General features: G+C 62.5%; 18 protein-coding genes. 5 read left to right on the plus strand and 13 right to left on the minus strand.

Going from position 1 to position 24034, the window contains the following annotated elements; genetic code table 11:
* Window positions 1-86 precede the first annotated feature (86 nt).
* Both RGM2987_RS18885 and RGM2987_RS18890 read right to left on the minus strand, forming a co-directional pair.
* Window positions 87-362, minus strand: a complete 276-nt coding sequence (locus tag RGM2987_RS18885; RefSeq protein ID WP_003182808.1) for a peptidylprolyl isomerase — start codon at window positions 360-362, stop codon at window positions 87-89.
* Window positions 363-407: 45 nt separating this feature from the next.
* Window positions 408-2945, minus strand: a complete 2538-nt coding sequence (locus RGM2987_RS18890; protein ID WP_245144182.1) for a PAS domain-containing protein — start codon at window positions 2943-2945, stop codon at window positions 408-410.
* 123 nt (window positions 2946-3068) lie between these two features.
* On the opposite strand from RGM2987_RS18890, the gene RGM2987_RS18895 reads away from it, so the two are divergent.
* Entirely contained in the window at window positions 3069-4184 is a 1116-nt protein-coding gene (locus tag RGM2987_RS18895) for a PilT/PilU family type 4a pilus ATPase (RefSeq protein ID WP_245144183.1), read from the plus strand.
* A 161-nt stretch (window positions 4185-4345) separates the two neighbouring features.
* Here the strand turns inward: RGM2987_RS18895 and RGM2987_RS18900 are convergent, their stop codons facing one another.
* The 10 genes from RGM2987_RS18900 to RGM2987_RS18945 form a co-directional block, all read right to left on the minus strand.
* Window positions 4346-6301, minus strand: a complete 1956-nt coding sequence (locus tag RGM2987_RS18900) for an acetoacetate--CoA ligase (protein WP_245144184.1) — start codon at window positions 6299-6301, stop codon at window positions 4346-4348.
* Window positions 6302-6546: 245 nt separating this feature from the next.
* Window positions 6547-7323 (minus strand): 3-hydroxybutyrate dehydrogenase, encoded by a 777-nt coding sequence (hbdH, locus tag RGM2987_RS18905; protein ID WP_245144185.1) that lies wholly within the window; start codon window positions 7321-7323, stop codon window positions 6547-6549.
* 7 nt (window positions 7324-7330) lie between these two features.
* Window positions 7331-8722, minus strand: coding sequence for a GntP family permease (locus RGM2987_RS18910; protein ID WP_245144187.1), 1392 nt, complete (start codon window positions 8720-8722; stop codon window positions 7331-7333).
* Between the two features lie 318 nt (window positions 8723-9040).
* Complete coding sequence (locus RGM2987_RS18915; protein WP_245144189.1) at window positions 9041-10456, minus strand: sigma 54-interacting transcriptional regulator; 1416 nt, start codon at window positions 10454-10456, stop codon at window positions 9041-9043.
* A 145-nt stretch (window positions 10457-10601) separates the two neighbouring features.
* Window positions 10602-12182 carry an ABC transporter ATP-binding protein gene (locus tag RGM2987_RS18920; protein ID WP_245144303.1) on the minus strand — a complete coding sequence of 527 codons (1581 nt, stop codon included), beginning with the start codon at window positions 12180-12182 and terminating at the stop codon, window positions 10602-10604.
* A gap of 7 nt (window positions 12183-12189) precedes the next feature.
* A complete protein-coding gene (locus RGM2987_RS18925; RefSeq protein ID WP_245144191.1) occupies window positions 12190-13212 on the minus strand; it encodes an ABC transporter permease in 1023 nt (340 codons plus the stop codon).
* Window positions 13212-14270: a microcin C ABC transporter permease YejB gene (locus RGM2987_RS18930; RefSeq protein ID WP_245144195.1), complete on the minus strand. Its 1059-nt coding sequence runs from the start codon at window positions 14268-14270 to the stop codon at window positions 13212-13214. Before RGM2987_RS18930 ends, RGM2987_RS18925 begins: the two co-directional genes overlap by 1 nt.
* Entirely contained in the window at window positions 14270-16138 is a 1869-nt protein-coding gene (locus RGM2987_RS18935) for an extracellular solute-binding protein (RefSeq protein ID WP_245144197.1), read from the minus strand. The genes RGM2987_RS18930 and RGM2987_RS18935 overlap by 1 nt, the downstream gene beginning before the upstream one ends.
* 246 nt (window positions 16139-16384) lie before the next feature.
* Window positions 16385-16666 (minus strand): peptidylprolyl isomerase, encoded by a 282-nt coding sequence (locus RGM2987_RS18940; protein WP_245144199.1) that lies wholly within the window; start codon window positions 16664-16666, stop codon window positions 16385-16387.
* A gap of 95 nt (window positions 16667-16761) precedes the next feature.
* Window positions 16762-17637, minus strand: a complete 876-nt coding sequence (locus RGM2987_RS18945) for a triacylglycerol lipase (protein WP_245144202.1) — start codon at window positions 17635-17637, stop codon at window positions 16762-16764.
* Between the two features lie 299 nt (window positions 17638-17936).
* Between RGM2987_RS18945 and RGM2987_RS18950 the strand changes: the two genes are divergently transcribed.
* The gene (locus RGM2987_RS18950; RefSeq protein ID WP_245144206.1) at window positions 17937-19007 is read left to right on the plus strand and encodes a hypothetical protein; all 1071 of its coding nucleotides are present in this window, start codon (window positions 17937-17939) and stop codon (window positions 19005-19007) included.
* A 241-nt stretch (window positions 19008-19248) separates the two neighbouring features.
* Here the strand turns inward: RGM2987_RS18950 and RGM2987_RS18955 are convergent, their stop codons facing one another.
* Window positions 19249-20319: a 3-deoxy-7-phosphoheptulonate synthase gene (locus tag RGM2987_RS18955; RefSeq protein WP_245144208.1), complete on the minus strand. Its 1071-nt coding sequence runs from the start codon at window positions 20317-20319 to the stop codon at window positions 19249-19251.
* Between the two features lie 671 nt (window positions 20320-20990).
* On the opposite strand from RGM2987_RS18955, the gene RGM2987_RS18960 reads away from it, so the two are divergent.
* From RGM2987_RS18960 to uvrC, 3 genes are all read left to right on the plus strand, one after another.
* The gene (locus RGM2987_RS18960; protein WP_245144210.1) at window positions 20991-21425 is read left to right on the plus strand and encodes a GNAT family N-acetyltransferase; all 435 of its coding nucleotides are present in this window, start codon (window positions 20991-20993) and stop codon (window positions 21423-21425) included.
* 122 nt (window positions 21426-21547) lie between these two features.
* Window positions 21548-22189 (plus strand): UvrY/SirA/GacA family response regulator transcription factor, encoded by a 642-nt coding sequence (gene uvrY / locus RGM2987_RS18965; RefSeq protein ID WP_003182764.1) that lies wholly within the window; start codon window positions 21548-21550, stop codon window positions 22187-22189.
* Window positions 22190-22191: 2 nt separating this feature from the next.
* A complete protein-coding gene (gene uvrC / locus RGM2987_RS18970; RefSeq protein WP_245144212.1) occupies window positions 22192-24015 on the plus strand; it encodes an excinuclease ABC subunit UvrC in 1824 nt (607 codons plus the stop codon).
* The last annotated feature ends 19 nt before the right edge of the window (window positions 24016-24034 follow it).

Below are 24034 nucleotides of genomic sequence, written 5' to 3' on the forward strand. Positions count from 1 at the left end.
CGAAAGCGGTGGGTCAGGGGCATTGATGTTGGCTGACCCACCGCTTTCGCGAGCAAGCCCGCTCCCACAGGGGCGGTGTTCCACCGCTAATCGCGGTAAAACACCTGCACCAGGTGATACCCGAACTTGCTCTTGATCGGCCCATGCACCACCCGTAGCGGTTTCTTGAAGATCACCGCATCGATCACCCCGACCATCTGTCCCGGGCGTACTTCGCCCAGGTCGCCGCCGCGCTTGCCGGAGGGGCAGGTGGAGTACTTTTTCGCCAGCACGTCGAAGGCTTCGCCCTTGGCGATGCGCTGCTTGAGCTGTTCGGCTTCTTCGGCGGTTTTCACCAGGATATGGCGGGCTTGGGCTTTCATCGCAGCGGTGACCTGAACGTAACGGGGCGGCGATTATGCCTCAAGTCAGGAAGCATGGTTGATCATCGTCCGGATCTTGGTCGCCAACAGGTCCAGGGTGAAGGGCTTGGCGACCATGTCCATGCCCTGTTCGAGAAAACCCTGGCGCTCGGCGGCTTTCTGCGCATACCCGGTCATGAACAGCACCTTCAGATCGGGCCGGTGCTGGCGGGCGATCTCGGCCAGTTGTCGGCCATTCATGCCGGGCAAGCCGACATCGGTCACCAACAGATCAATGCGGCGGTCGGTCTCCAGCAATTCGAGGGCCTGCTTCGCGTCCTGGGCTTCCAGGGCCGTGTAGCCCAGCGCTTCCAGCAGGTCGAGTACCAGCATGCGCACCGCAGGTTCGTCTTCCACCAGCAACACGGTTTCCCCGGCGATGGCCGCCGGCACTTCGGCTGGCTCCGCCGTCACGGGCTGTTCGGCGGGCGTGACGTGAAGCCGCGGTAGGTACAACTGCACCCGCGTGCCCTGGCCTGGCACGCTGTCCAGGCTCAGGTGCCCGCCGGACTGCTGGGCAAACCCATAGATCATCGACAAGCCCAGGCCGGTGCCCTGGCCGATGGGCTTGGTGGTAAAGAACGGATCGAAGGCCTTCGCCAGCACGGCGGGGGTCATGCCGCTGCCGTTGTCGCTGACGGCGATCATCACGTAGTCGCCGGCCTTGACCGGTTCCAGGGTGGTGATGTCGCTGCCGTCGAGGTAGACATTGGCCGTCTCGATGGTCAGTTCGCCGCCGTCGGGCATGGCGTCCCGGGCGTTGATCACCAGGTTGAGCAGGGCGTTTTCCAACTGGCTGGCATCGGTGCTGACCGGCCACAGTTCGTCGGCCAGTTGCAAGCGCAGCAGGATGTGATCGCCGGTGGTGCGGCTCAGCAGGTCTTCGAGTGACTGCACCAGTTCATTGGCATCCAGCGGCTTGCGGTCCAGGGATTGGCGCCGGGAAAAAGCCAGCAGGCGATGGGTCAGGGCCGCGGCGCGGTTGGCCGAGGACACCGCTGCTTCGGTAAAGCGACCGATCTCGGCGGCGCGGCCATTGGCGATGTAGCGCTGGATCAGGTCGAGGCTGCCCAGGATGCCGGTGAGCATGTTGTTGAAGTCGTGGGCGATGCCGCCGGTGAGCTGGCCCACCGCTTCCATTTTCTGCGCATGGCGCAGGGCTTCTTCGGCGCGCTCGCGCTCGAACATCTCGCTCTGCAAACGCTGGTTGGCCTCAGCCAGTTGCTGGGTGCGGGCGATGACCCGTTCTTCCAGCGTTTCGTTGAGATTGCGCAGGGCTTCCTCGGTTTTTTTGCGCTCGGTTTCATCGATCACAAAGATATAGAAACCATTCACCGCGCCGTCTGCGCCGTGGCGCGGCAGGTAGTTGGTCAGTGCATGGCGCGGGCGGCCGTCGCGGTGCGCCGTTTGCACAGCGAAACTGCAAGGCTTGCCCGCCAGCGCAGCGGCGATCTGTTCGGCCCGCTCGGCGTAGGCTTGCTCCCCAAGCACTTCGCGGATGGTCTTGCCATAGAGTTCCTGCGGGGTCAGGCCGTACCAGTCCAGGTAGGCGCTGTTGTTCAGCCGGAACCGCTCCTCGCGGTCGACGTAGCTGATGAGGATCGGCATGGCGTTGATGATCAGTTGCAGCTCGGTCTGGCTCTGGCGCAGCGCCTGTTCGGTGCGCTTGCGTTCGCTCAGGTCCAGGGCGGCGCCGAGGAAGCGCTTGGGCCGCCCGTGGCGGTCCTTGTAGCAACGGCCGCGCACGTACACCCAGCGCAGTTCGCCGTCGGGCTGCAGCAGGCGGTATTCCTCGGCATATTCGGTGCCGTGGGTGATGCAATGCTTGATGCTGCGGGCGACGGCGGCCCGGTCCTCGGGATGCACGCCCTCCAGGTAGGCGCTGATAGGCAACTGGCGCGACAGGCTCGGATCGACGCCATGCAGCAGGGCGAAGTGTGCGTCGGCAACGAAACGGTCCTCGCTGATGTCCCAATCCCAGGTGCCCAGTGCGTCGGCGGCGGCCAGGGCCAGTTGCAGGCGTTCTTCGCTTTCCTGCTGGGCCTTGAGACTGGCCTCGGAGCGCCGTTCGAACTCCAGGGCCAGGCGACGTCGTTCGCTGGTTTCGATGGCCGTGACCAGGATGCCGGCGACGTTGGCATTCTCGTCGCGCACCGGACTGTAGGTCAGGTCCAGCCAGACATCGCAGAGGCGACCGGCAAAGGGTACGCGCCAGCGTTGATCGCGACAGGTATGGGTCTGGCCCTGCAACACGCGCCGGTAGATCGCTTCGGTCACGCCCTTGAGTTCGGGCCACGCGGTGTGGGTGGGTTGGCCGAAGGCATGGGGATGCTTGTCGCCGGCCAGTCGGGAAAAGGCGTCGTTGTAAAGGTGGACCAGCTGCGGACCCCACAGCAAGGTCATCGGCATCGGCGAATGGAGCACCATGTCCACTGCAGTGCGCAGGCTCTGGGGCCAGGTTTGGGGAGCGCCCAGCGGGCTCGAGGTCCAGTCCAGTCGGGCGAGTAGGCGTTGTGTGTCGCTGCCGGCGGGTGTTGCGTTCATCACGGAATCCCTGGATGTCGTGGCGTGTCGACTATCCTCTGAAGAAGGAAAGCGCGGGTTGGTCTGTAAAGTCGCATGTTCGGGTCAGCTTGTTTCATTGGTGTCTCGCGGAAGTTTCAATCCATGGAAATCGATCCATTGTTACGAATCCTGGCCAGCCAGGATGGCTCCGACCTCTACCTGTCCACCGGTGCGCCGCCGTGCGCGAAATTCGAGGGTGTGCTCAAGCCGCTGGGCACCCAGGCGTTCAAGGTCGGCGACATTGCCGGGCTCGCCGAGTCATTGATGGACGCCGAACAGCGCCTTGAGTTCGATCGGGAACTGGAAATGAACCTGGCGATCTCCCTGTCCGGCGTCGGGCGGTTCCGGGTCAATATCTTCAAGCAGCGCAACGACGTGTCCATGGTGATCCGCAACGTCAAGCTCGACATCCCGCGCTTCGAAGACCTGAAGCTGCCCCCGGTGTTGCTCGAAACCGTCATGCACAAACAGGGCTTGATCCTGTTCGTCGGCGCGACGGGTTCCGGCAAGTCTACCTCGCTGGCGGCGTTGATCGACTACCGCAATCGCAACAGCAGCGGCCACATCATCACCATCGAAGACCCGGTGGAGTATATCCACCGTCACAAGAAATCGATCATCAACCAGCGTGAGGTCGGTGTCGACACCCGCAGCTTCCATGCCGCCCTGAAGAACACCTTGCGCCAGGCTCCGGACGTGGTGCTGATCGGCGAAATCCGCGACCGTGAAACCATGGAGCATGCCCTGGCCTTTGCCGACACCGGGCACCTGGTGATCTCCACCCTGCATGCCCACAATGCCAACCAGGCCCTGGACCGGGTGATCAATTTCTTCCCGGAAGAGCGCCGGGGGCAACTGCTCCATGACCTGGGCAATAACCTCAAGGCGTTCGTTTCCCAGCGATTGGTACGCACCCAAACCGGCGGACGCCGGGCGGCGGTGGAGGTGTTGCTGGGTTCACCAACGGTGGGCGACCTGATCCGCCGCAACGAACTCGGCGAGCTCAAGGGCATCATGGAAAAGTCCGAAGAAATGGGCATGCAAAGCTTCGATCAGGCGCTGTTCAACCTGGTGGTCGAAGGCGCCATTGATGAGGAAGAGGCGCTGAAAAATGCCGATTCGGCGAACAACCTTCGCTTGCGCTTGAAGCTGCATGCCGAATCGGGACCAACGGCCCCGCCGGGTGGGGCGGCGGGGGATTGGGGGTTGGTGGAGTGATGGTCGGCAGTTGAACCTGTGGCGAGGGGATTTATCCCCGTTGGACCGCGCAGCGGTCCCCATTTGGGCATCGATACAAGATGCATCGGGTTGCCCCCTATGGGGCTGCTACGCACCCCAGCGGGGATAAATCCCCTCGCCACAAAAGCGCTCTACTGTCCTCAGGTGGCCAGCTCCGGTCGATCCCGGAACTGCTCCAATGCCTCGGGGTTCGCCAGCGCATCGGTGTTCTTCACCACCTCGCCATGCACCACATTGCGCACTGCCAGTTCCACCACCTTACCGCTGATGGTCCGCGGGATGTCGCTGACCGCCAGGATCTTGGCCGGTACGTGACGGGGCGTGGTGTTGGCGCGGATGACCTGGCGGATCTGCTGCTCCAACGTTTCATCCAGCGTCACGCCATCGCGCGGGCGCACGAACAGCACCACCCGTACATCGCCTTGCCACTGTTGGCCGATGGCGACGCTGTCCAGCACCTGTTCGACCTTTTCCACCTGACGATAGATTTCTGCCGTGCCGATGCGCACGCCACCGGGGTTGAGCACCGCGTCGGAGCGGCCGTGGATCATCAGGCCGCCGTGGGGCAGTTCCTCGGCGTAGTCGCCTTGGGCCCAGACGCCGGGGAACTGGCTGAAGTAGGAGGCGCGGAGTTTTTCCTGTCGGGGATCGTTCCACAAACCGATGGGCATCGCCGGGAAATGCCGGACGCACACCAGTTCGCCTTTCTCGCCGATTACCGCTTTGCCAGCCTCGTTCCAGACCTGCACCGCCATGCCCAGGCTCTTGCCTTGCATCTCGCCACGCCGCACCCCCGACAGCGGGTTGCCGTTGACGAAACACGACACGATGTCAGTGCCGCCGGACATCGAGGCCAGGCACACGTCGGGCTTGAAGTCGCGGTATATGTAATCGTAGCTGTGGGGCGCCAATGCCGACCCGGTGGACAGTAGTGTCCTGAGGCTGCCCAGATCGTGGCTTTGCCGAGGCTTTAGACCCTGGCTTTCCAGGGCCGCGAGGAATTTGGGGCTGGTGCCGAACACTGTGATGCGCAGCTCATCGATCAAGTCCAGCAGGCGCTCGGGGCCGGGGTGGAACGGCGAGCCGTCGTAAAGCACCACGGCGCTGCCGACGGCCAGGGCTGACACCAGCCAGTTCCACATCATCCAGCCGCAGGTGGTGTAGTAGAACAGTCGGTCCTCGCTGCCGAGATCGACGTGCAGGCCATGTTCCTTCACGTGTTGCAACAGCACGCCGCCGGTGCCGTGGACAATGCATTTCGGCACTCCGGTGGTGCCGCTGGAATAGAGGACGTACAGCGGATGATCGAACGGCACGCTGGTGAACTCCGGCGCGCCACCAGGTTGGTAAAAACCCTCCCACAACGCGACGCCGGCCGGGGTCTTGAAGTCGTCCACGCCGGCATCGGGCCGCGCATAAGGCAGCACGATCAACTGCTGCAACGACGGCAGGCGCTCGAGGATTTCATTGACCTTGGCCCGCTGGTCGATGACCTTGCCGGCGTAGCGGTAACCGGCGCAGGTGATCAGCACCTTGGGCTCGATCTGGCCAAAGCGGTCGATGACGCCCTGGGTGCCGAAATCCGGCGACGAACACGACCAGATCGCCCCAAGGCTGGTGGTGGCGAGCATGCCCACCAGGGTCTGCCAGGTGTTGGGCATGCAGGCGGCCACCCGGTCGCCCTGGATGACACCGGCGGCCCGCAGGCTTCGTTGCAGGCCGGCGACGTGGGCGGCGAGTTCGGCCCAGGTCAGTTGTTCCTGGCCGCCGTTTTCATCGATGGCCACCACCGCTACGGCGTCATCGCGACGGCGCAGCAGTTGCTCGGCGAAGTTCAGGGTAGCCCCGGGGAACCACTGGGCGTTGGGCATCTGTGGACCTTCCACCAACACCTCGGTGGGCGCCTGGCGAAAGCGGATCTCGAAGAACTCGACGATGGCCTGCCAGAAGGCTTCACGCTGGTCGATGCTCCAGGCGTGCAGGGCGGGGTAGTCGTTCAGTTGCAGTGAGTGCCGCGCGTTGACGAACCGGCGGAAGGCGTCCATGCGCGACTGGGCGATGCGTTCGGGGGTGGGTTGCCAGAGGAGATCGGACATGGGGTGCCTCTTGTTCTTTTATCAAGCTTATAAACATTGCAGCACAAGGCGACCTTTGTGGCGAGAACACCCTTATGGGGAGGGACGCTTCTGTGGCGAGGGAGCTTGCTCCCGCTGGGTGGCGTAGCCGCCCCAAAAAGCTTAGGGCCGCTTCGCGCCCCAGCGGGAGCAAGCTCCCTCGCCACAGAAGCTCCCTTGTTACAGAAGCTCCCTTGTTACAGAGGCACTCGCGCTACGGCATGACGTTACTGAGCCAACCACCCACCGTCGATATTCCACGCCGCGCCGCGCACCTGGCTGCCGGCTTCGCTGCACAGGAACAGCACCAACTCGCCCAATTGCGGCGGGGTGACGAACTCCAGCGACGGCTGCTTCTCGGCCAGCAAGTCATGCTGCGCCTGTTGCGGGTCGACGCCGCTGGCGATGCGGTCGTCGATCTGTTTCTGTACCAGCGGCGTGAGCACCCAGCCGGGGCAGATGGCGTTGCAGGTCACGTTGCTGGTGGCGGTTTCCAGGCCGACCACTTTGGTCAGGCCGATCACCCCATGCTTGGCCGCGACATACGCTGCCTTGCCCACCGAACCGACCTGGCCGTGCACCGAGGCGATGTTGATGATTCGTCCCCAGCCCTTGGCGCGCATGCCCGGCAAGCTCAGGCGGGTGGCATGGAACACCGAAGACAGGTTGATGGCGATGATCGAATCCCAGCGTTCCACCGGAAAGTCTTCCACGGGCGCCACGTGCTGGATGCCGGCGTTGTTGACCAGGATGTCGACGCCGCCGAATTCGCGCTCGGCGTAGGCGAGCATCTCGGCGATTTGCACCGGGTCGCTGACGTCGGCCGGATGATGGCCGACCTTGCCGCCAAACTGCTTCACTTCGGCAATCACTGCCGTGGCGTCGCCGAAGCCGTTGAGGATCAGGTTGGCGCCGGCCTTGGCCAGGCTCAGGGCGATGCCCAGGCCGATGCCGCTGGTGGAGCCGGTGACCAGGGCGGTCTTGCCCGAAAGAGTTGTCGTCATTGCAACCTCACACAATGCCAGTGGCGTAGAACACACCGATCACTACGAAAACCGCCAGGGTCTTGATCAGCGTGATGCAGAAGATGTCTTTATAGGCTTCGCGGTGGGTCAGCCCGGTCACGGCCAGCAGGGTGATCACCGCGCCGTTGTGGGGCAGGGTGTCCATGCCGCCGCTGGCCATCGCGGCTACCCGGTGCAGCACTTCCAGCGGGATGTTGGCGGCGTGGGCGGCGCTGATGAAGCTTTCGGACATCGCCGCCAGGGCGATGCTCATGCCGCCCGACGCGGAGCCGGTGATGCCCGCCAGCAGCGTGACGGTTACCGCTTCGTTGACCAGTGGGTTGGGAATGCTCTTGAGCCAGTCGGCCAGCACCAGGAAGCCGGGCAAGGAGGCAATGACCGCGCCGAAACCGTATTCCGAAGCGGTGTTCATTGCCGCGAGCAACGCACCGCCCACCGCACTTTTGCTGCCCTCGGCCAGTTTGCTGCGGATCGCCCGGAAGCCGAACACCAGCACCATGATGATGCCAACCAGCAACGCCGCCTGCACCGCCCAGATCGCGGTGAGCTTGGCGACGTCGCTGGTCACCGGCGCGGCCATGCCCGGCAGCGCCAGGCTGTGGCTCTTGCCGTACCACTGGGGAATCCATTGGGTGAACAACAGGTTCATGACGCCCACCGCCAGCAGTGGCGAAACGGCAATCCACGGGTTCGGCAACTGGAGGTCCTCGGCGGTTTCCGGTTCGTTGCGCAGTTCAGTGCCGTAGCCTTCGCCCAGGCGCTGGGCCTTGTTGCGTTGACGTTGCAGGAACAGCATGCCGATGCTGAACACAAAGAGCGTGCCGATCACCCCCAGCCATGGCGCGGCCCAGGCCGTGGTGTTGAAGAACGTGCTGGGGATGATGTTCTGGATCTGCGGCGTGCCGGGCAGGGCGTCCATGGTGAACGAGAACGCGCCGAGGGCGATGGTCGCCGGGATCAGCCGCTTGGGGATATTGCTCTGGCGGAACATCTCGGCGGCAAACGGGTACACCGCGAACACCACCACGAACAGCGACACGCCGCCGTAGGTCAGCACGGCGCAGACCAGCACGATCACCAGCATCGCCTGGCGGGTGCCGAGCAAACGGATCGCCGCCGCGACGATGGAGCGCGAGAATCCCGACAGCTCGATCAGCTTGCCGAACACCGCGCCGAGCAGGAAGACCGGGAAGTACAGTTTGATGAAGCCGACCATTTTCTCCATGAACACCCCGGTGAACGCAGGTGCAACGGCCGAAGGATCGGTCAGCAGGACGGCGCCGAGGGCGGCGATGGGGGCAAAGAGAATGACGCTATAGCCACGGTAGGCGGCGACCATCAGCAGCGCGAGGGCTGCCAAGGCAATGATCACACTCATGGTGTGTCTCCTGGGATTGTTATTGTTGTGGTGAAGCGGTGGGAGACTGGTTAGCCAGTTTTGTGCCAGGTGTGTAACTTGTTGAAATACAGGGATTTTCAAGCTTTTCTTGAATGACGATGAGATTGTTTGTCTCAGTAGTAAGACTTTTGGTGTCGGTGCTGGCCCTTTCGCGAGCAAGCCCGCTCCCACAAGGGAGAGGTGATGTTGACTTGGAGAGCTGAGGCGTAACGCGGTCCTGTGGGAGCGGGCTTGCTCGCGAAGAGTGCGAAGCACTCAAAAAAGAGAGTAATCCAAAAATAGAGATATAAAGTCTCTTTAATGAGACTCGGCAATCCCCAACGCCACCATCTTCTTATACAAAGTCGACCGCCCCAGCCCTAGCCGCTCAGCCGCTTCAACCACCTTGCCCCCACATTGCGCGAGGGTGGCTTCGATCAACTGCCGGTCGAATCGCGCCCGGGCCTGGGCGAAGGTTTCCTGCGGCAGTGGATCCAGCGTCGGGCTGGCCGCGCGGCTCACGGCTGTGAAGGTCCCGATGGCCGCGCGGATGTCGGCGGCGGTCAGCAGAGGGCTGTCGCTGAGCAGCGCCGCCCGTTCCAGCACGTTGCGCAGTTCGCGGATGTTGCCCGGCCAGGCATGTTGTCCCAGCAGGTTGAGCGCGTCGTCGTTCAGCTCATGCTGGCTGCGCAGTTCTTCGAGAATCGCTTCGCTCAAGGCGGGCAGGTCGTCCAGGCGCTCGCGCAGCGGCGGCACCTGGATCGGCAGTACGTTGAGGCGGTAATACAGGTCGGCGCGGAACTCGCCACGCTTGATCGCGGCTTCCAGGTCAGTGGAGGTGGCGGCGATCACCCGCACATCACTGTGTAGCACCTCGTTGGAGCCCACCGGTTCGTATTCCTTTTCCTGGAGCACCCGCAGCAGTTTGCTTTGCAGCGGCAACGGCATGTCGCCGATCTCATCCAGGAACAGCGTGCCGCCCTGGGCGATCTGCAACTTGCCGGGACGGCCCTTGCGATCGGCGCCAGTAAAGGCGCCGGGGGCGGTGCCGAAAAACTCGGCTTCCAGCAGCGATTCAGGAATGGCTGCGCTGTTGATGCTGACGAACGCCTTGTTCGCCCTTGGCGAGGCGCTGTGGATCGACTGGGCCAACAACTCCTTGCCCGTGCCGGTTTCCCCGAGCAACAGCACCGGCGAATCGGTGCTGGCGCTACGCCGGGCCCGGCGCTTGACCTCCAGGCTCGCGCTGCTGGTGCCAATGAAGTGCGCGAAGTTGTACTTGGTCTGGCGTGCCCGCAGCAGCGAACGGGTGGAGGCCAGTTCTTCCTGCATGCTCTGGTAGCGCTTGAGCATCGGCGACAGGCGGTGCAGTTCACCGAACAAGGCAAACCCGATGGCGCCGATCACCGCGCCGGCGCTGTCATGGATCGGCAGGCGCATCACCACCAGCGGTTCCTTGGGCATGTCCTGCATGTCCAGCAGGATCGGTTGTCCGGTACGCACCACTTCGCGCAACAGGCTGCCAGGAATCACGCTCTCGCAGGCCCGTCCAATCGCCTCCTGCGCCGAGCCAAGGCCGAAGCGTCGCGCATAGCGTTCGTTCATCCAGACGATGTTTGCGTCACGGTCGACAATCACCGTGCCTTCGCTGGACTGCTCGATGATCTCGAACAACGAACGGATCGCCAGCGTGCGTACGCGCTTGTAGTCCTTGAGGTTTTCGGTGGGGGTCATGGTCATTCCAGGAACTGTGGTTTCTATTCGGGCCTCTTCGCGAGCAAGCCCGCTCCCACACTGGATCTAAGCAGCACTGGAGACCCTCTGTGGGAGCGGGCTTGCTCGCGAAGGCCGCGACGCGGTCCAACTGCACAGCACCGCATTATGCCCACCCCGGATGCGCCGCTGCCAACAGCTCCTTGGTGTAGGGGTGCCGGGGCGAATCGAACACTTCATGGCTGGCGCCGCATTCGACCACCTTGCCGTCCTTGATCACGATCATGTCGTGGGCCAGGGCGCGCACCACCGCCAGGTCGTGGCTGATGAACAGGTAGGTCAGGCCGTGTTTTTCCTGAAGCTGGCGGAGCAGGGCGACCACCTGTTTCTGCACGGTGCGGTCCAGGGCCGAGGTCGGTTCGTCCAAGAGGATCAGTGCCGGCTTGAGCACCAGCGCCCGGGCGATGGCGATGCGTTGGCGCTGGCCGCCGGAGAATTCGTGGGGGTAGCGGTGACGGCTCTGGGGATCGAGGCCGACTTCCCTGAGGGCCTGGATCACCTGGGCTTCGCACTCCTGGGGGTTGGACTGGCTGTGAACCTCCAGGCCTTCGCTGATGATCTGCTGCACCGACATCCGGGGGCTGAGGCTGCCGAACGGGTCCTGGAACACCACCTGCATCTGCTTGCGCCACGGACGCAGTTGCTTGTGCGACAAATGATCCAGCGCCTGGCCCTGGAAACGAATGCTGCCTTCGGATTCGATCAGCCGCAGGATGGCCTGGCCGAGGGTCGATTTGCCGGAGCCGGATTCACCGACGATGCCCAGGGTCTTGCCGCGCTGGATGTTCAGGCTGATGCCGTCCACGGCGCGCAGGTATTCCTTGCGCCGGAACAGCCCGCCGCCCAGCGGGAAACTCACTCGTAGGTCCTGCACTTGCAGCACATCTTCGCGCTCGTCCCGGGGCAGGGCTTCGCCTTCCGGTTCGGCGTGCAGCAGCTCGCAGCTGTAGGGATGTTTCGGCGCGCTGAACAGGGTTTCGCAGGGCGCCTGCTCGACAATCTCGCCGGCCTTCATCACGCACACCCGTTGGGCGATGCTGCGCACCAGGTTGAGGTCGTGGCTGATCAGCAGCAAGGACATGCCGAGCCGTTGCTGCAACGATTTGAGCAGCAGCAGGATCTTGCGCTGCACCGTCACATCCAGCGCGGTGGTGGGTTCGTCGGCGATCAGCAGCTCCGGCTCGCAGGCCAGGGCCATGGCGATCATCACGCGTTGGCGCTGGCCGCCGGACAGTTGATGGGGATAAGCCTTGAGCCGCTCGGAGGGTTTCTGGATGCCGACCAGAGCGAGCAATTCCAGGATGCGTTGGCGTGCCGCCTTGCCGCCGAGGCCCCTGTGCAGCATCAGGGTTTCGCCGATCTGCTTTTCAATGCTGTGCAGCGGGTTCAGTGAAGTCATCGGCTCCTGGAAAATCATCGCGATCCGGTTGCCGCGCAGTTCGCGCAGCGCCTTGGCCTCGGCCCCCACCAGTTCCTGGCCGCGATAGCGGATGCTGCCGGTGGTGCGGGTGCCGGTTTCGGGCAGCAGTTGCAGGATCGAATGGGCCGTCACCGACTTGCCGGAACCCGACTCGCCCACCAGGGCCAGGCATTCGCCGGGACGAATGTCCAGGCACAGGTTGCGCACCACGGTGTGGTCGTTGAAAGCCACGCTCAGGTCGCGGATTTCCACCAGGTTTTCGTGCATCCCGGGATCAGGATCGTGGATCGAATGCATCGCGCAGTGCCTCCCCAATGAACACCAGCAGCGAAAGGATCAATGCCAGGGTGAAAAATGCCGTCAGCCCAAGCCACGGTGCTTGCAGGTTCTGTTTGCCCTGGCCGATCAACTCGCCCAGCGAAGCGCTGCCGGCCGGCATGCCGAAGCCGAGGAAGTCCAGGGCGGTGAGGGTGGAAATCGCCCCGGTGAGGATGAACGGCAGATAGCTCAGGGTCGCATTCATCGCGTTGGGCAGGATATGTCGCACGATCACCTTGCGGTCGGACAGGCCCAGGGCGCGAGCGGCTTTCACGTATTCGAGGTTGCGCCCGCGCAGGAACTCGGCGCGGACCACGTCCACCAAGGCCAGCCAGGAGAACAGCGCCATGATCCCCAGCAACCACCAGAAATTCGGTTCCACGAAGCCGGACAGGATGATCAGCAGGTAGAGTACCGGCAGCCCGGACCAGACCTCCAGCAAGCGTTGCCCCAGCAGATCCACCCAGCCGCCGTAGTAACCCTGCAACGCACCGGCGGCGATGCCGATCAGCGCGCTGATGGCGGTCAGGGCCAGGGCGAACAGGATCGACACCCTGGCGCCGAAGATTACCCGGGCCAGTACATCCCGGGCCTGGTCGTCGGTGCCCAGCCAGTTCACCGCTGAGGGCGGGCTCGGTGCCGGTTGATTGAGATCGTAGTTGGGCGTGTCGTCGCTGAACGGGATCGGCGGAAACAGCAGCCAGCCGCCGTCCTTGTGGATCAGGTTCTGCACGTAGTTGCTGCGGTAGTCAGCCTGGAATGGCAGTTGCCCGCCGAACGCCTGCTCGGTGTAGCGCTTGAACACCGGGAAATACAATGAGCCTTGATAGCTCACCAGCAGCGGCTTGTCGTTGGCGATCAGTTCGCCGCCCAGCGTCAGGATGAACAGGCCGACGAACAGCCACAGCGACCACCAGCCTCGGCGGTTCTTCTTGAAACGCTCCAAGCGCCGACGGCCCAAGGGTGAGAGTTGGAACATCAGGCATTCCTCGCGGCGAAGTCGATGCGCGGGTCCACCAGGGTGTAGCAGAGGTCGCCGATGAGTTTAATGAGCAGGCCGAACAGCGTGAAGATGAACAGCGAGCCGAACACCACCGGATAGTCCCGGGACACGGCGGCTTCGTAGCTCATGCGTCCCAGGCCATCAAGGGAGAAGATCACCTCGATCAGCAGCGAGCCGGCAAAGAATACGCTGATGAACGCCTGGGGAATGCCCGATACCACCAGCAACATCGCGTTGCGGAACACATGGCCATACAGCACCCGGCGTTCGCTCATGCCTTTGGCTCGCGCCGTGACCACGTACTGGCGGGTGATTTCGTTGAGGAACGAGTTCTTGGTCAGGATCGTCAGGGTGGCGAAACCGCCGACCACCAGCGCGGTGACCGGCAGCACCAGGTGCCAGAAATAATCGGCGATCTTGCCCAGGGTCGACAGCGACTCGAAGTCATCGGATACCAGCCCGCGCACCGGAAACCAGTTCAGCGACGTGCCGCCGGCGAACACCACGATCAGGAACATCGCGAACAGAAACGCCGGCATGGCATAGCCGATGATGATCGCCGTGCTGCTCCACACATCGAACGCCGAGCCGTGCCGTACCGCCTTGCGGATTCCCAGGGGGATCGACACCAGGTAGGTGATCAGCGTCGCCCAGAGCCCGAGGGAAATGGTCACCGGCATTTTTTCCAGGATCAGGTCGGTGACCGTGGCACCACGGAAAAAGCTCTTGCCGAAGTCCAGCCGCGCGTAGCTGCTGAGCATCAGCCACAGGCGTTCATGGGTCGGTTTATCGAAACCGTACTGTTTCTCGATGTCCTTGATCAGCTGCGGGTCGAGGCCGCGACTGGCGCGCGAGCTGCCGGTCATGGGGTTGCCCGAACTGCCGACGGTGGCGCCGCCGATGCCTTGCAGGTGGGCGATGGCTTGTTCTACCGGTCCGCCCGGTGCGGCCTGCACGATGGCAAAGTTCACCAGCAGAATGATGACCAGCGTCGGAATGATCAGCAGCAGGCGCCGCGCGATATACGCCCACATCAGTGCGGCCCTCCGGGTGAGCCGCGCTTGATGCGCTCGGCGGTCATCTGCTCGTTGGTCAGCGGCGTGGTGCTGATTTCCCACCAGCTTTCGATGGCTTCGTCATTGCTGGCCTGGACTTTCGGAATGCCGAAGCGATTCCACCAGACGGTCGAGCTGCCTGGTGGGTAGTAGTTGGGGATCCAGTAATAATTCCATTGCAGCACCCGGTCCAGCGCGTGGGCATGACGCAGCATGTCGCTTTTTGTGGTGGCCTTGACCAGTCCGTCGATCAGGGCGTCTACCGCAGGGTTCTTGAGGGCCATGTAGTTGTTGGAGCCTGGATCGTTGGCGGCCGCCGAGCCGTAGTAATTGTAGAGTTCCATGCCGGGCGAGGTGCTGACCGGGTAGCCGGTGATGATCATGTCGTAGTCGCGACTCATCAGGCGGTTGACGTATTGGGAGGCATCGATGCGTCGGATGCTCATGTCGATGCCGATCTGCTTCAAGGTCCGCTTGTATGGCAGCAACAGGCGGTCGATACCGTTCTGGCTGTTGAGGAAGGTGAAGCTCAGCGGCTCGCCCTCGGCATTCACCAGACGGTCGCCGTCAGGTTTCCAGCCAGCCTGTTCCAGCAGCGCCAGGGCTTGCAATTGTTTGTCGCGGATCACGCCGCTGCCATCGGTCTTCGGCGCCTCGAAGACCTGGGTGAAGACTTCATCGGGGATTTGCCCGCGCAACGGTTCGAGGATCGCCAGCTCACTCGCATCCGGCAGTTGTCGCGCCGCGAGGTCGGTGTTGGAGAAGAAGCTCTGCTGACGCACGTACAGGTTGCGCATCATCTGGCGATTGCTCCATTCGAAATCCCAGAGCATGGCCAGGGCCTGGCGGACCCGACGGTCCTGGAACTGTGGCCGTTGCAGGTTGAACACGAAGCCCTGGGCGATCTGCGGTGCTTCTGTAGCCAGGTGGGCTTTCTGCAAGCGGCCGTCGCGCAGGGCCGGGCTGTCATAACCGATGGAATAGCCGGTGGCAGAGAACTCGCGGTTGTAATCATAGGCGCCGCCACGTAGCACCTGCCGGGCGACGTCGGTGTCGCCGAAGTACTCGATGCTGAAATGGTCGAAATTGTAGAGCCCGCGGCTGACCGGCAGATCCTTGCCCCACCAGTCGGCATTGCGCTCGAAGGTGATGCTGCGCCCGGAATCGACCTTGCTGACCCGGTATGGGCCACTGCCCAGCGGGGCTTCATAGCCACCGCCGTTGGCGAAGTCGCGGGTCTTCCACCAATGCTCGGGGAAGACCGGCAGGGTCGCGATATCCAGGGGCAGGGTGCGGCTTTCATTGTTCTTGAAGTCGAAACGCACGACGCGCTCGGACTCGACCACGGCGCCCTGAACGGCGGCGAACTGGGTGCGATAGCGCAGGCTGCCCTGGGTGGTCAGCAATTCGAAACTGTAGCGCACATCCTCGGCGGTGATCGGCTTGCCATCGGCGAAGCGGGCCTTGGGGTTCAGGTAAAAGCGCAGGGACAGGCCATCGTCGGCGCGCTCCATCTTCTGCGCCACCAAGCCATAGACGGTATAAGGTTCATCCAGCGAGCGCTGGGCCAGGGGTGAGTAGAGCAGTCCATCGATCTGGCTGACGCCGATGCCTTTGTCGATGTACGGCAGGATGTGGTCGAAGTGGCCGATCTCGACGGCGGAGCGACGCATGGTACCGCCCTTGGGGGCCTGGGGATTGGCATAGGCGAAGTGACTGAAGCCTTCGGCGTACTTGGCCGGTTCGCCATAGACGGTCAGGGCATGTTGCGGTGCGGCATCCACGCTGGCGGCGCCCGTCAGCAGGACCGCGGCAGTGAAAAACGGTGAAAGAAACGCCAGTCGCATTGTCAGCCTTAACGCCGGGTGATCGATGAGCACGATTTGTACGCGAGCGGCGCGCTGATCGCCAGTCCTGTGCATGAAAGCTAATGTGGCGAGGGAGCTTGCTCCCGCTTGGCCGGGCTGGCGCTCCAATGCGAAGAAGCGACTGGAAAATCGGCCTGCTTCGCAGTCCAGCGGGAGCAAGCTCCCTCGCCACAGGGGATCAGGCCAGCCCTGAGTGAGCGGCGCGTCCCGTATCTATAAGCAGGATCAGTCCTGGCGGCTGGTCACTTCCAGCAGGTGGTAGCCGAACTGAGTCTTGACCGGGCCTTGGACGGTATTGATCGGCGCGCTGAACACCACGGTGTCGAACTCCTTGACCATCTGGCCCGGGCCGAACGAGCCCAGGTCACCGCCCTGGCGGCTGGACGGGCAGGAAGAGTTGACCTTGGCGATTTCGGCGAAGTCGGCGCCGCCTTCGATCTGGGCCTTGAGTTCGTTGCACTTGTCTTCGGTGGAAACCAGGATGTGGCGGGCAGTGGCTTTGGCCATGAGGGAAGTTCCTTCGGATGTTTTGAAAGGTGTTGAGCCTACCGGATTCGTTAACCGATTGTTGTCAAAATTGCGTCAAAACCTTGAGCCGGCGATCAAAGGCCGGCCTTGCGCAGACGCTCGGCGTGGCGCAGGTAAAGCATTATCGGGTCTGTGCCCCGGGCCGTTTTGCCGAATGGCCGGTGGAGGGTGTCCAGGTGGTCCATGGGGTAATCGGAGCGAATGACCTTGCCCAGGTGCGAGCTGAAGCGCCCGACCATGCCATCGTTCTGTCCGGCTTCGGTGATGAAGTATTGGGAAAAGGCGCGGCAGAAAACCTGTAAGGGGTTGGTTGCATCGAGTCCTACCGGCAGCGCCGGCAACGTGCCGCTCCAGGAGTAATAGCGCACGCCATTGACCCGCTCGGGGCCGTTTCCGCCCCAGTTCATTGGCAGGCCCTGGGGGTATTTGTCGTTGAAGGCGCCGACGCCTTCGGTGGTCAGTGCTGCCAGCGTGGCGACGGCGGTCGCTGGCAACTGCGCCTGACCGCCGAGCAAGGTGATGAAGTCGGCGAACAGCGTCGCGACCTTGCTCGCTACATGTCCCGGCAGCCGTCCCGGGGTCAGGGCCCTGTGCAGGAAGTCGGCCAGTTCAGAGCCGTGGTTGGGGCCGCTGACCGAGGTCACCGAGGCCACCTTGTCGGGGGCAGTCGCGGCGCTATAACGGGCGGCCAGCGCGCCTTGTCCGTGGCCGATCAGGTTGACCCTGCCCGCGCCGGTGCCGCTCAGGACTCGATCGATCTGCGCCAGTAACTGTTCGCCTCGGATTTCGTTGCAGTGGGTCGCCGACAAATGCGGGATGAAGACCCGGGCGCCGGCGCTACGCAAGGCCTGCTTGATGCCATGGAAAAGTTCGAAGCCGCCGATCCTGTCAAACCCGAACAACCCATGGACCAGCAGGATGGGAAATTGAGTGGTTGCATTCCGTTGCATGTTCGTACCTTTTTCGAAGAGGTTTACGTTGAGTTCGCGACCTCACTCTAATGCACACCTTGGTTCGGCGGTGTAGGAAGAAACCGCAGTGATCCGCCGAAAGCGGAATAAAAAAGGAAGGATTTTTCTGGCAGAGCAGCGAAGGAGGCCGGGGAATCTGGACGCTTCCGGTCGCATTGGACGCTTGCCGCTACAACTGTGGGCGCCGGATACCACACTCACCGTCGCGTTGTCTGACTGAAGGGCCAGGTGCGTCCGGGTTTTAATGAGTCTCGTTTTTCCAAGGACTGGAGCCAGACATGAGTACTGACAGAATTGCCCAACGAGCCCGACTCACATCAAGCACACGGTTGGCGGCGCCATCACTGGCGGCGGCTAGGGAGGGAGTGATCAACCCAGCGTGGCGCAAGGTCGTCATTACCATCGAGCCTTACCCAATGATGACTTGCGGCGATGAGGTGCTGCTTATGTGGCATGGCCTCAATTCGGATGCCGAGCCTTACCAGCATGAGATGCGTGGGTTTGTCAGCGAGCGGCAGATTGGACGTCCTGTGGTTTTCGTGGTGCGCGAGCCGCATATCGCCGAACTGGACAGCGGTTCGGTGGAAATATCCTATCGCGTGACGGGGCGCCAATTGCCGGCTTCCTTGGAGTCGGAAGCGTTGTTGCTGGACGTCGGCGACGTGCCCTTACAGCAACTGGCAGTGGTGGCTGACGATGCGGTGGGCGGCTGCCTCGATCCCGGTCGGGTGCCAGAGGGCACGCGGGTGACCGTCCGGCCTTATTCCAGAATGGCCGTGGGCGACCGGCTGATCCTGATTGCCAGCAAACAGGGCAAGGCTCTGTGGCGGGACGTATTGGACATAGAGGCTCATACGGTTGGCCGGGAGGTGTCGTTCTGGCTGGAGCATTCGCAAATCGCGCCCCATCTACGGCATGACTTGAGCCTGTCGTACATCGTCCGGCATGGACATTCCGTGCGTCGGGCTGAGTCTTTGCCGCTGCACATCGGCCCCCTGGTACGTCCCGCGCTGAAAGCGCCGCGCATCCTGGAAGTGGAGAATGGCGTGCTGGATATCGACGAGCACCCCAATGGGGTAACCATTGTCATCGAGGGCGCAGGCCTTGAGGCAGGCGAGTGGGTCTGGTTGCAATGCAATGGGAACAACATTCATATCGAGGAGCGTGAGGTTACCAAGGCCATGGCCGGCCAGCGGGTCACTTTCGTCGTGCCGGTGAGCTATTGGCAGGATCAGCGTGGTCGTTCGGTGCGGCTGTTTTATCAGATCGAACGCCTGGATGACGTCAGCCAGCATTCCGAATGGGTGACGGTGGAGGTTCGGTCCGCTGCCCGCTTGGACTCCGAGTAGTTTGGGCGGCCTCATCGCGAGCGGGCTCGCTCCCACAATGGATCTATGTCGTTTGCAGGATTGCAGGCACGCCGCTGAACCTGTGGGAGCCGAGCTTGCTCGCGATTTCGAGCCTGCACCGATCCAATGTGGCGAGGGAGCTTGCTCCCGCTGGGACGGTCCGACGCCTCGGGCGAAACAGCCCCTTTTTTGTGAGTGCTTCGCACTCAAGCGGGAGCAAGCTCCCTCGCCACGTTGTCCCTCAGCCAGCCGATTGTAATTGGCGATGGGCCTGGCGCAACAGTTCCTCGGTGGACGCCCAACCCAGGCATCCGTCGGTCACTGACACGCCATAGCGCATCGATGAGCCCAGCGGCTGGCAGCCTTCGAATAGGTGGCTTTCCAGCATCATGCCGATCAGCGAACGATTGCCTTGCAGCCGTTGCTGGAGCACGTCATTGAACACCTGGGGCTGACGCAGCGGGTCCTTGCCGCTGTTGGCGTGGCTGCAATCGACCATGATCCGCGTCGGTATCTTGAGGCGGGTCAGGTCGGCGTGGATCTGCGCCACGCTCTGGCTGTCGTAGTTCGGCCCGCGATGGCCACCGCGCAACACCAGATGAGTATCGGGGTTGCCCTGGGTCTGGATGATCGCCGGATGGCCCTGGCTATCGACCCCGAAATGCCGATGGGGATGAGCCGCCGAACGCATCGCATCGCAGGCAATGCCGACCCCGCCGTCCGTGCCGTTCTTGAAGCCCACCGGCATGCCCAGGCCGCTGGCCATTTCCCGATGGATCTGCGATTCGGTGGTGCGGGCACCGATGGCGACCCAACTGAGCAGGTCATCGAAGTAGCCGGCGGCCATCGGTTGCAGCAGCTCGGTGGCGACGGGCAGGCCCAGTTGCAGCATTTCGCGCATCAGTTCCCGGGACAGGGTCAGGCCGGCGGCCATGTCATCGCTGCCGTCCAGGCCTGGGTCGTAGGCCAGGCCTTTCCAACCCACGGTGGTGCGGGGTTTTTCCACGTAGGCGCGCATCACCAGCAGCATGCTGTCGCTCACTTCATGAGCCAGGCGAGCCAGGTTGGCGGCGTATTCCAGGGCGGACTTCGGGTCATGGATCGAGCAGGGGCCGACGATGACCAGCAGGCGGGAATCTTCGCCGTCGAGGATCGCCCGAATGGCCTGGCGGTGGGTATCGACCTGTTGGCTGAGGGCGATGCTGAGCGGCAACTGATGCTTGAGCTGCAATGAGCTGGGCAGACGCAGGGTCAGGGCTTCATTGGCCGGGTTGAGCGAGGACAGCGGCAAAGCGGAGACGGACGAATTCATGATCTGGCTTCCTGGACGGGCGGCGGGTGCTTTCCCGCGCCGGTCCTAGTGGGGTGTTCGACAATTGGCCGGATTGGCCCGCAATTGAGGCTTGCCACCGGTAGGTGACCGATCGGAGGCGGCAGGCTGTCCCGAGCGGTGGCTGGTAAATCGCCAGGCGGAAAAACTGTCGTAACGGTAATAAGTGGCGTAGTTCATGGCTCAATCCTCAAGTTGTCTGGTGTTGCAAATGTGTAGCCGGAAAAAACAAAACCCCCGGTCGGGAGGCCGACCGGGGGTTTGGAAAAACTCTGGAAGGCGACCCGTTTGAAGTGGGCGCCGGTTGGGTATCAGGCGCGCCAGTGGCTAAACCAATACCCAAAATAAAAGCTGACCGGAGTTTGAACACTGTTCGCCCGGGTAGCCGCAACCGAGCGCGGGGCGCTGGCGGTATGACGCGGTGATAGTGCGTTGAACATGGTCTGTCTCCGATGAATGGCCCCGAGCTTACTAGAGGGCGGGGCGCCGCTTCAATCAGAAAATTCTATCGTTGCCATGCAATTGTCCGCGATGGCTTGAGTCCGGCGGACTTTGTGACACACTTTTGCTTTGTGATGCCTTCAGAGAAGCTCGATGCACGCCCATACCTATGCTGCTGCCCAGTCTATTTATGCCCTTTTGAGGACGTGGTCATGAGCTTCGAATGGCGTGCCGCAACCGCCGAGGACATTGGCTTCGCTCGGCAACTGACTTGCCGCAACATGCTTGCCTATTACCTGCAGCATGATCTGCTCTGGCAGGACGAGGCGTTCGACCTGGCCTGGATCATCCGTCAGAACTGGATAATCTGCCGTGGCGACCAGTCGCTGGGTTTCGTCAGTCTCAGTCGCGATGCAAGGGCGTTGTATATCCGCGAATTACAGATCGACGAGGCGTTTCGTGGGCAGGGTGCCGGAACCTGGGCGATCGGACAGGTTTGGCAGATGGTGGCGCTGGAGCGTAGGCCGGCGTTGCGCCTGACGGTTTTCAGGAATAATCCGGCCAGGGTGCTCTACGAGCGCATGGGGCTGCGGGTTGTGGGCGAGGACGAGTGTTTCCTGAGGATGGAGCGAGACGCCAGTGCTTGACGCTTTGGACGCAGTGCCTATAAAGATTCGTTGTAACTTTTATATGCCCCTTTGCGCTAGGTCTGCCGGACGCTTTTTGCTAAGGTGTGGGGCAACCCAAATAAGACCAATGAGGTGTCTGCTTGATTAGGGTGTTGGTGGTCGATGACCATGATCTCGTCCGTACGGGCATTACACGAATGCTGGCCGACATCGATGGTCTGCAGGTGGTTGGCCAGGCCGAATCCGGGGAGGAGGCGCTGATCAAGGCGCGTGAACTCAAGCCCGACGTGGTGCTGATGGACGTCAAGATGCCCGGCATCGGCGGCCTTGAGGCCACGCGCAAGTTGCTGCGCAGTCACCCGGATATCAAGGTGGTCGCGGTGACCGTCTGCGAAGAAGATCCGTTCCCCACCCGATTGTTGCAGGCGGGCGCGGCGGGTTACCTAACCAAGGGCGCCGGTTTGAACGAGATGGTACAGGCCATTCGTCTGGTTTTCGCCGGGCAGCGCTACATCAGCCCGCAGATCGCCCAGCAACTGGCAATCAAGTCGTTCCAGCCAACCAACGATTCTCCGTTCGATGCATTGTCGGAACGGGAAATCCAGATTGCCCTGATGATTGTCGGCTGCCAGAAAGTACAGATCATCTCCGACAAGCTGTGCCTGTCGCCCAAGACCGTGAACACTTACCGTTACCGTATCTTCGAGAAACTTTCGATCAGCAGCGACGTTGAGTTGACACTGCTGGCGGTGCGTCATGGCATGGTCGATGCCAGCGCCTGATAATGACCGAACTGTTTGATCCCAGTGCTTTTTTGTCCACATGCAGCGGCCGCCCAGGCGTCTACCGCATGTTCGACAGCGACGCGCGCCTGCTTTATGTCGGCAAGGCCAAGAATCTCAAGAACCGCCTGGCGAGCTATTTCCGCAAAACCGGTCTCGCCCCGAAGACCGCTGCCCTTGTAGGGCGCATCGCGCAAATCGAAACCACCATCACCGCCAATGAAACCGAAGCGCTGCTGCTCGAGCAGACGCTGATCAAGGAATGGCGTCCGCCGTACAACATCCTGTTGCGCGACGACAAATCCTACCCGTACGTGTTCCTGTCCGACGGGGCGTTTCCGCGCTTGAGCATCCATCGTGGCGCAAAAAAGGCAAAGGGCCGGTATTTCGGGCCTTATCCCAGCGCCGGGGCGATTCGTGAAAGCCTGAGCCTACTGCAGAAGACGTTCTTCGTTCGCCAATGCGAGGACAGCTACTACAAGAATCGCACCCGACCGTGCCTGCAATATCAGATCAAGCGCTGCAAGGCGCCGTGCGTGGGGCTCGTCGAGCCCGAGGTCTACGCCGAGGATGTGCGCCACTCGGTGATGTTCCTCGAAGGCCGCAGCAATGCGTTGACCGATGAGTTGTCGGCGGCCATGGAAGAGGCGGCGATCAACCTTGAATTCGAAAAAGCCGCCGAGCTGCGCGACCAGATCGGCCTGCTGCGTCGGGTCCAGGATCAGCAAAGCATGGAAGGCGGCAGTGGCGATGTTGATGTGGTCGCCTCATTCATCAACCCGGGCGGCGCCTGCGTGCACTTGATCAGCGTGCGGGGCGGGCGGGTGCTGGGCAGCAAGAACTTCTTCCCCCAGGTGGGTATCGAGGAAGACGTCGCGCAAGTCATGTCGGCGTTTCTTGGCCAGTATTACGTCAGCAGTCCGGAGCGCGACTTGCCGAGCGAGTTGATCGTCAACGTGGTCCACGAAGACTTCCCAGTCCTGATCGAGGCCATTCACACATTACGCGGTCGCGAGTTGACCATCAGCCACCGCGTTCGCGGCACCCGCGCCCGCTGGCAGCAACTGGCGGTGACCAACGCCGAGCAGGCCCTCGGCGCGCGCTTGGCCAACCGCCAGCACGTGGCGGCGCGGTTCGATGCCCTGGCCGACGTCCTCAACCTCGACGAGCCACCGCAGCGGTTGGAATGCTACGACATCAGCCATTCCAGCGGCGAGGCCACCGTGGCGTCTTGCGTGGTGTTCGGCCCGGAAGGCCCGATCAAGTCAGACTACCGCCGTTACAACATCGAGGGCGTGACCCCGGGCGACGACTATGCGGCGATGCACCAGGCGCTGATGCGTCGCTTCGGCAAGCTGAAGGACGGGGAGGGCAAGTTGCCGGACATCCTGCTGGTGGACGGTGGGAAGGGCCAGCTGTCCATGGCCCGTGATGTGCTCAACGAGCTGATGGTCCCTGACCTGATTCTGCTGGGCGTGGCCAAAGGCGCAACCCGCAAGGCCGGGTTCGAGACCCTGTACCTGAACGACGCCGCCCATGAATTCACCCTGAAGGGCGATTCGCCGGCGCTGCACTTGATCCAGCAGATCCGCGACGAAGCCCACCGTTTCGCAATCACCGGCCACCGCGCCCGCCGTGGCAAGACCCGTCGTACGTCTACCCTGGAAGGAGTCGCCGGGGTCGGGCCGACGCGGCGCCGCGACCTGCTAAAACATTTTGGTGGATTGCAGGAGCTGTCTCGTGCCAGCATCGAAGAGATAGCCAAAGCACCCGGTATCAGTAAAAAGCTCGCTGAGTCGATTTATGCAAACCTGCACAGCGAGTAGAATGCCCGTTAACTTCGCA

The sequence above is a fragment of the Pseudomonas sp. RGM2987 genome (assembly GCF_022952855.1).
Taxonomy (GTDB): domain Bacteria; phylum Pseudomonadota; class Gammaproteobacteria; order Pseudomonadales; family Pseudomonadaceae; genus Aquipseudomonas.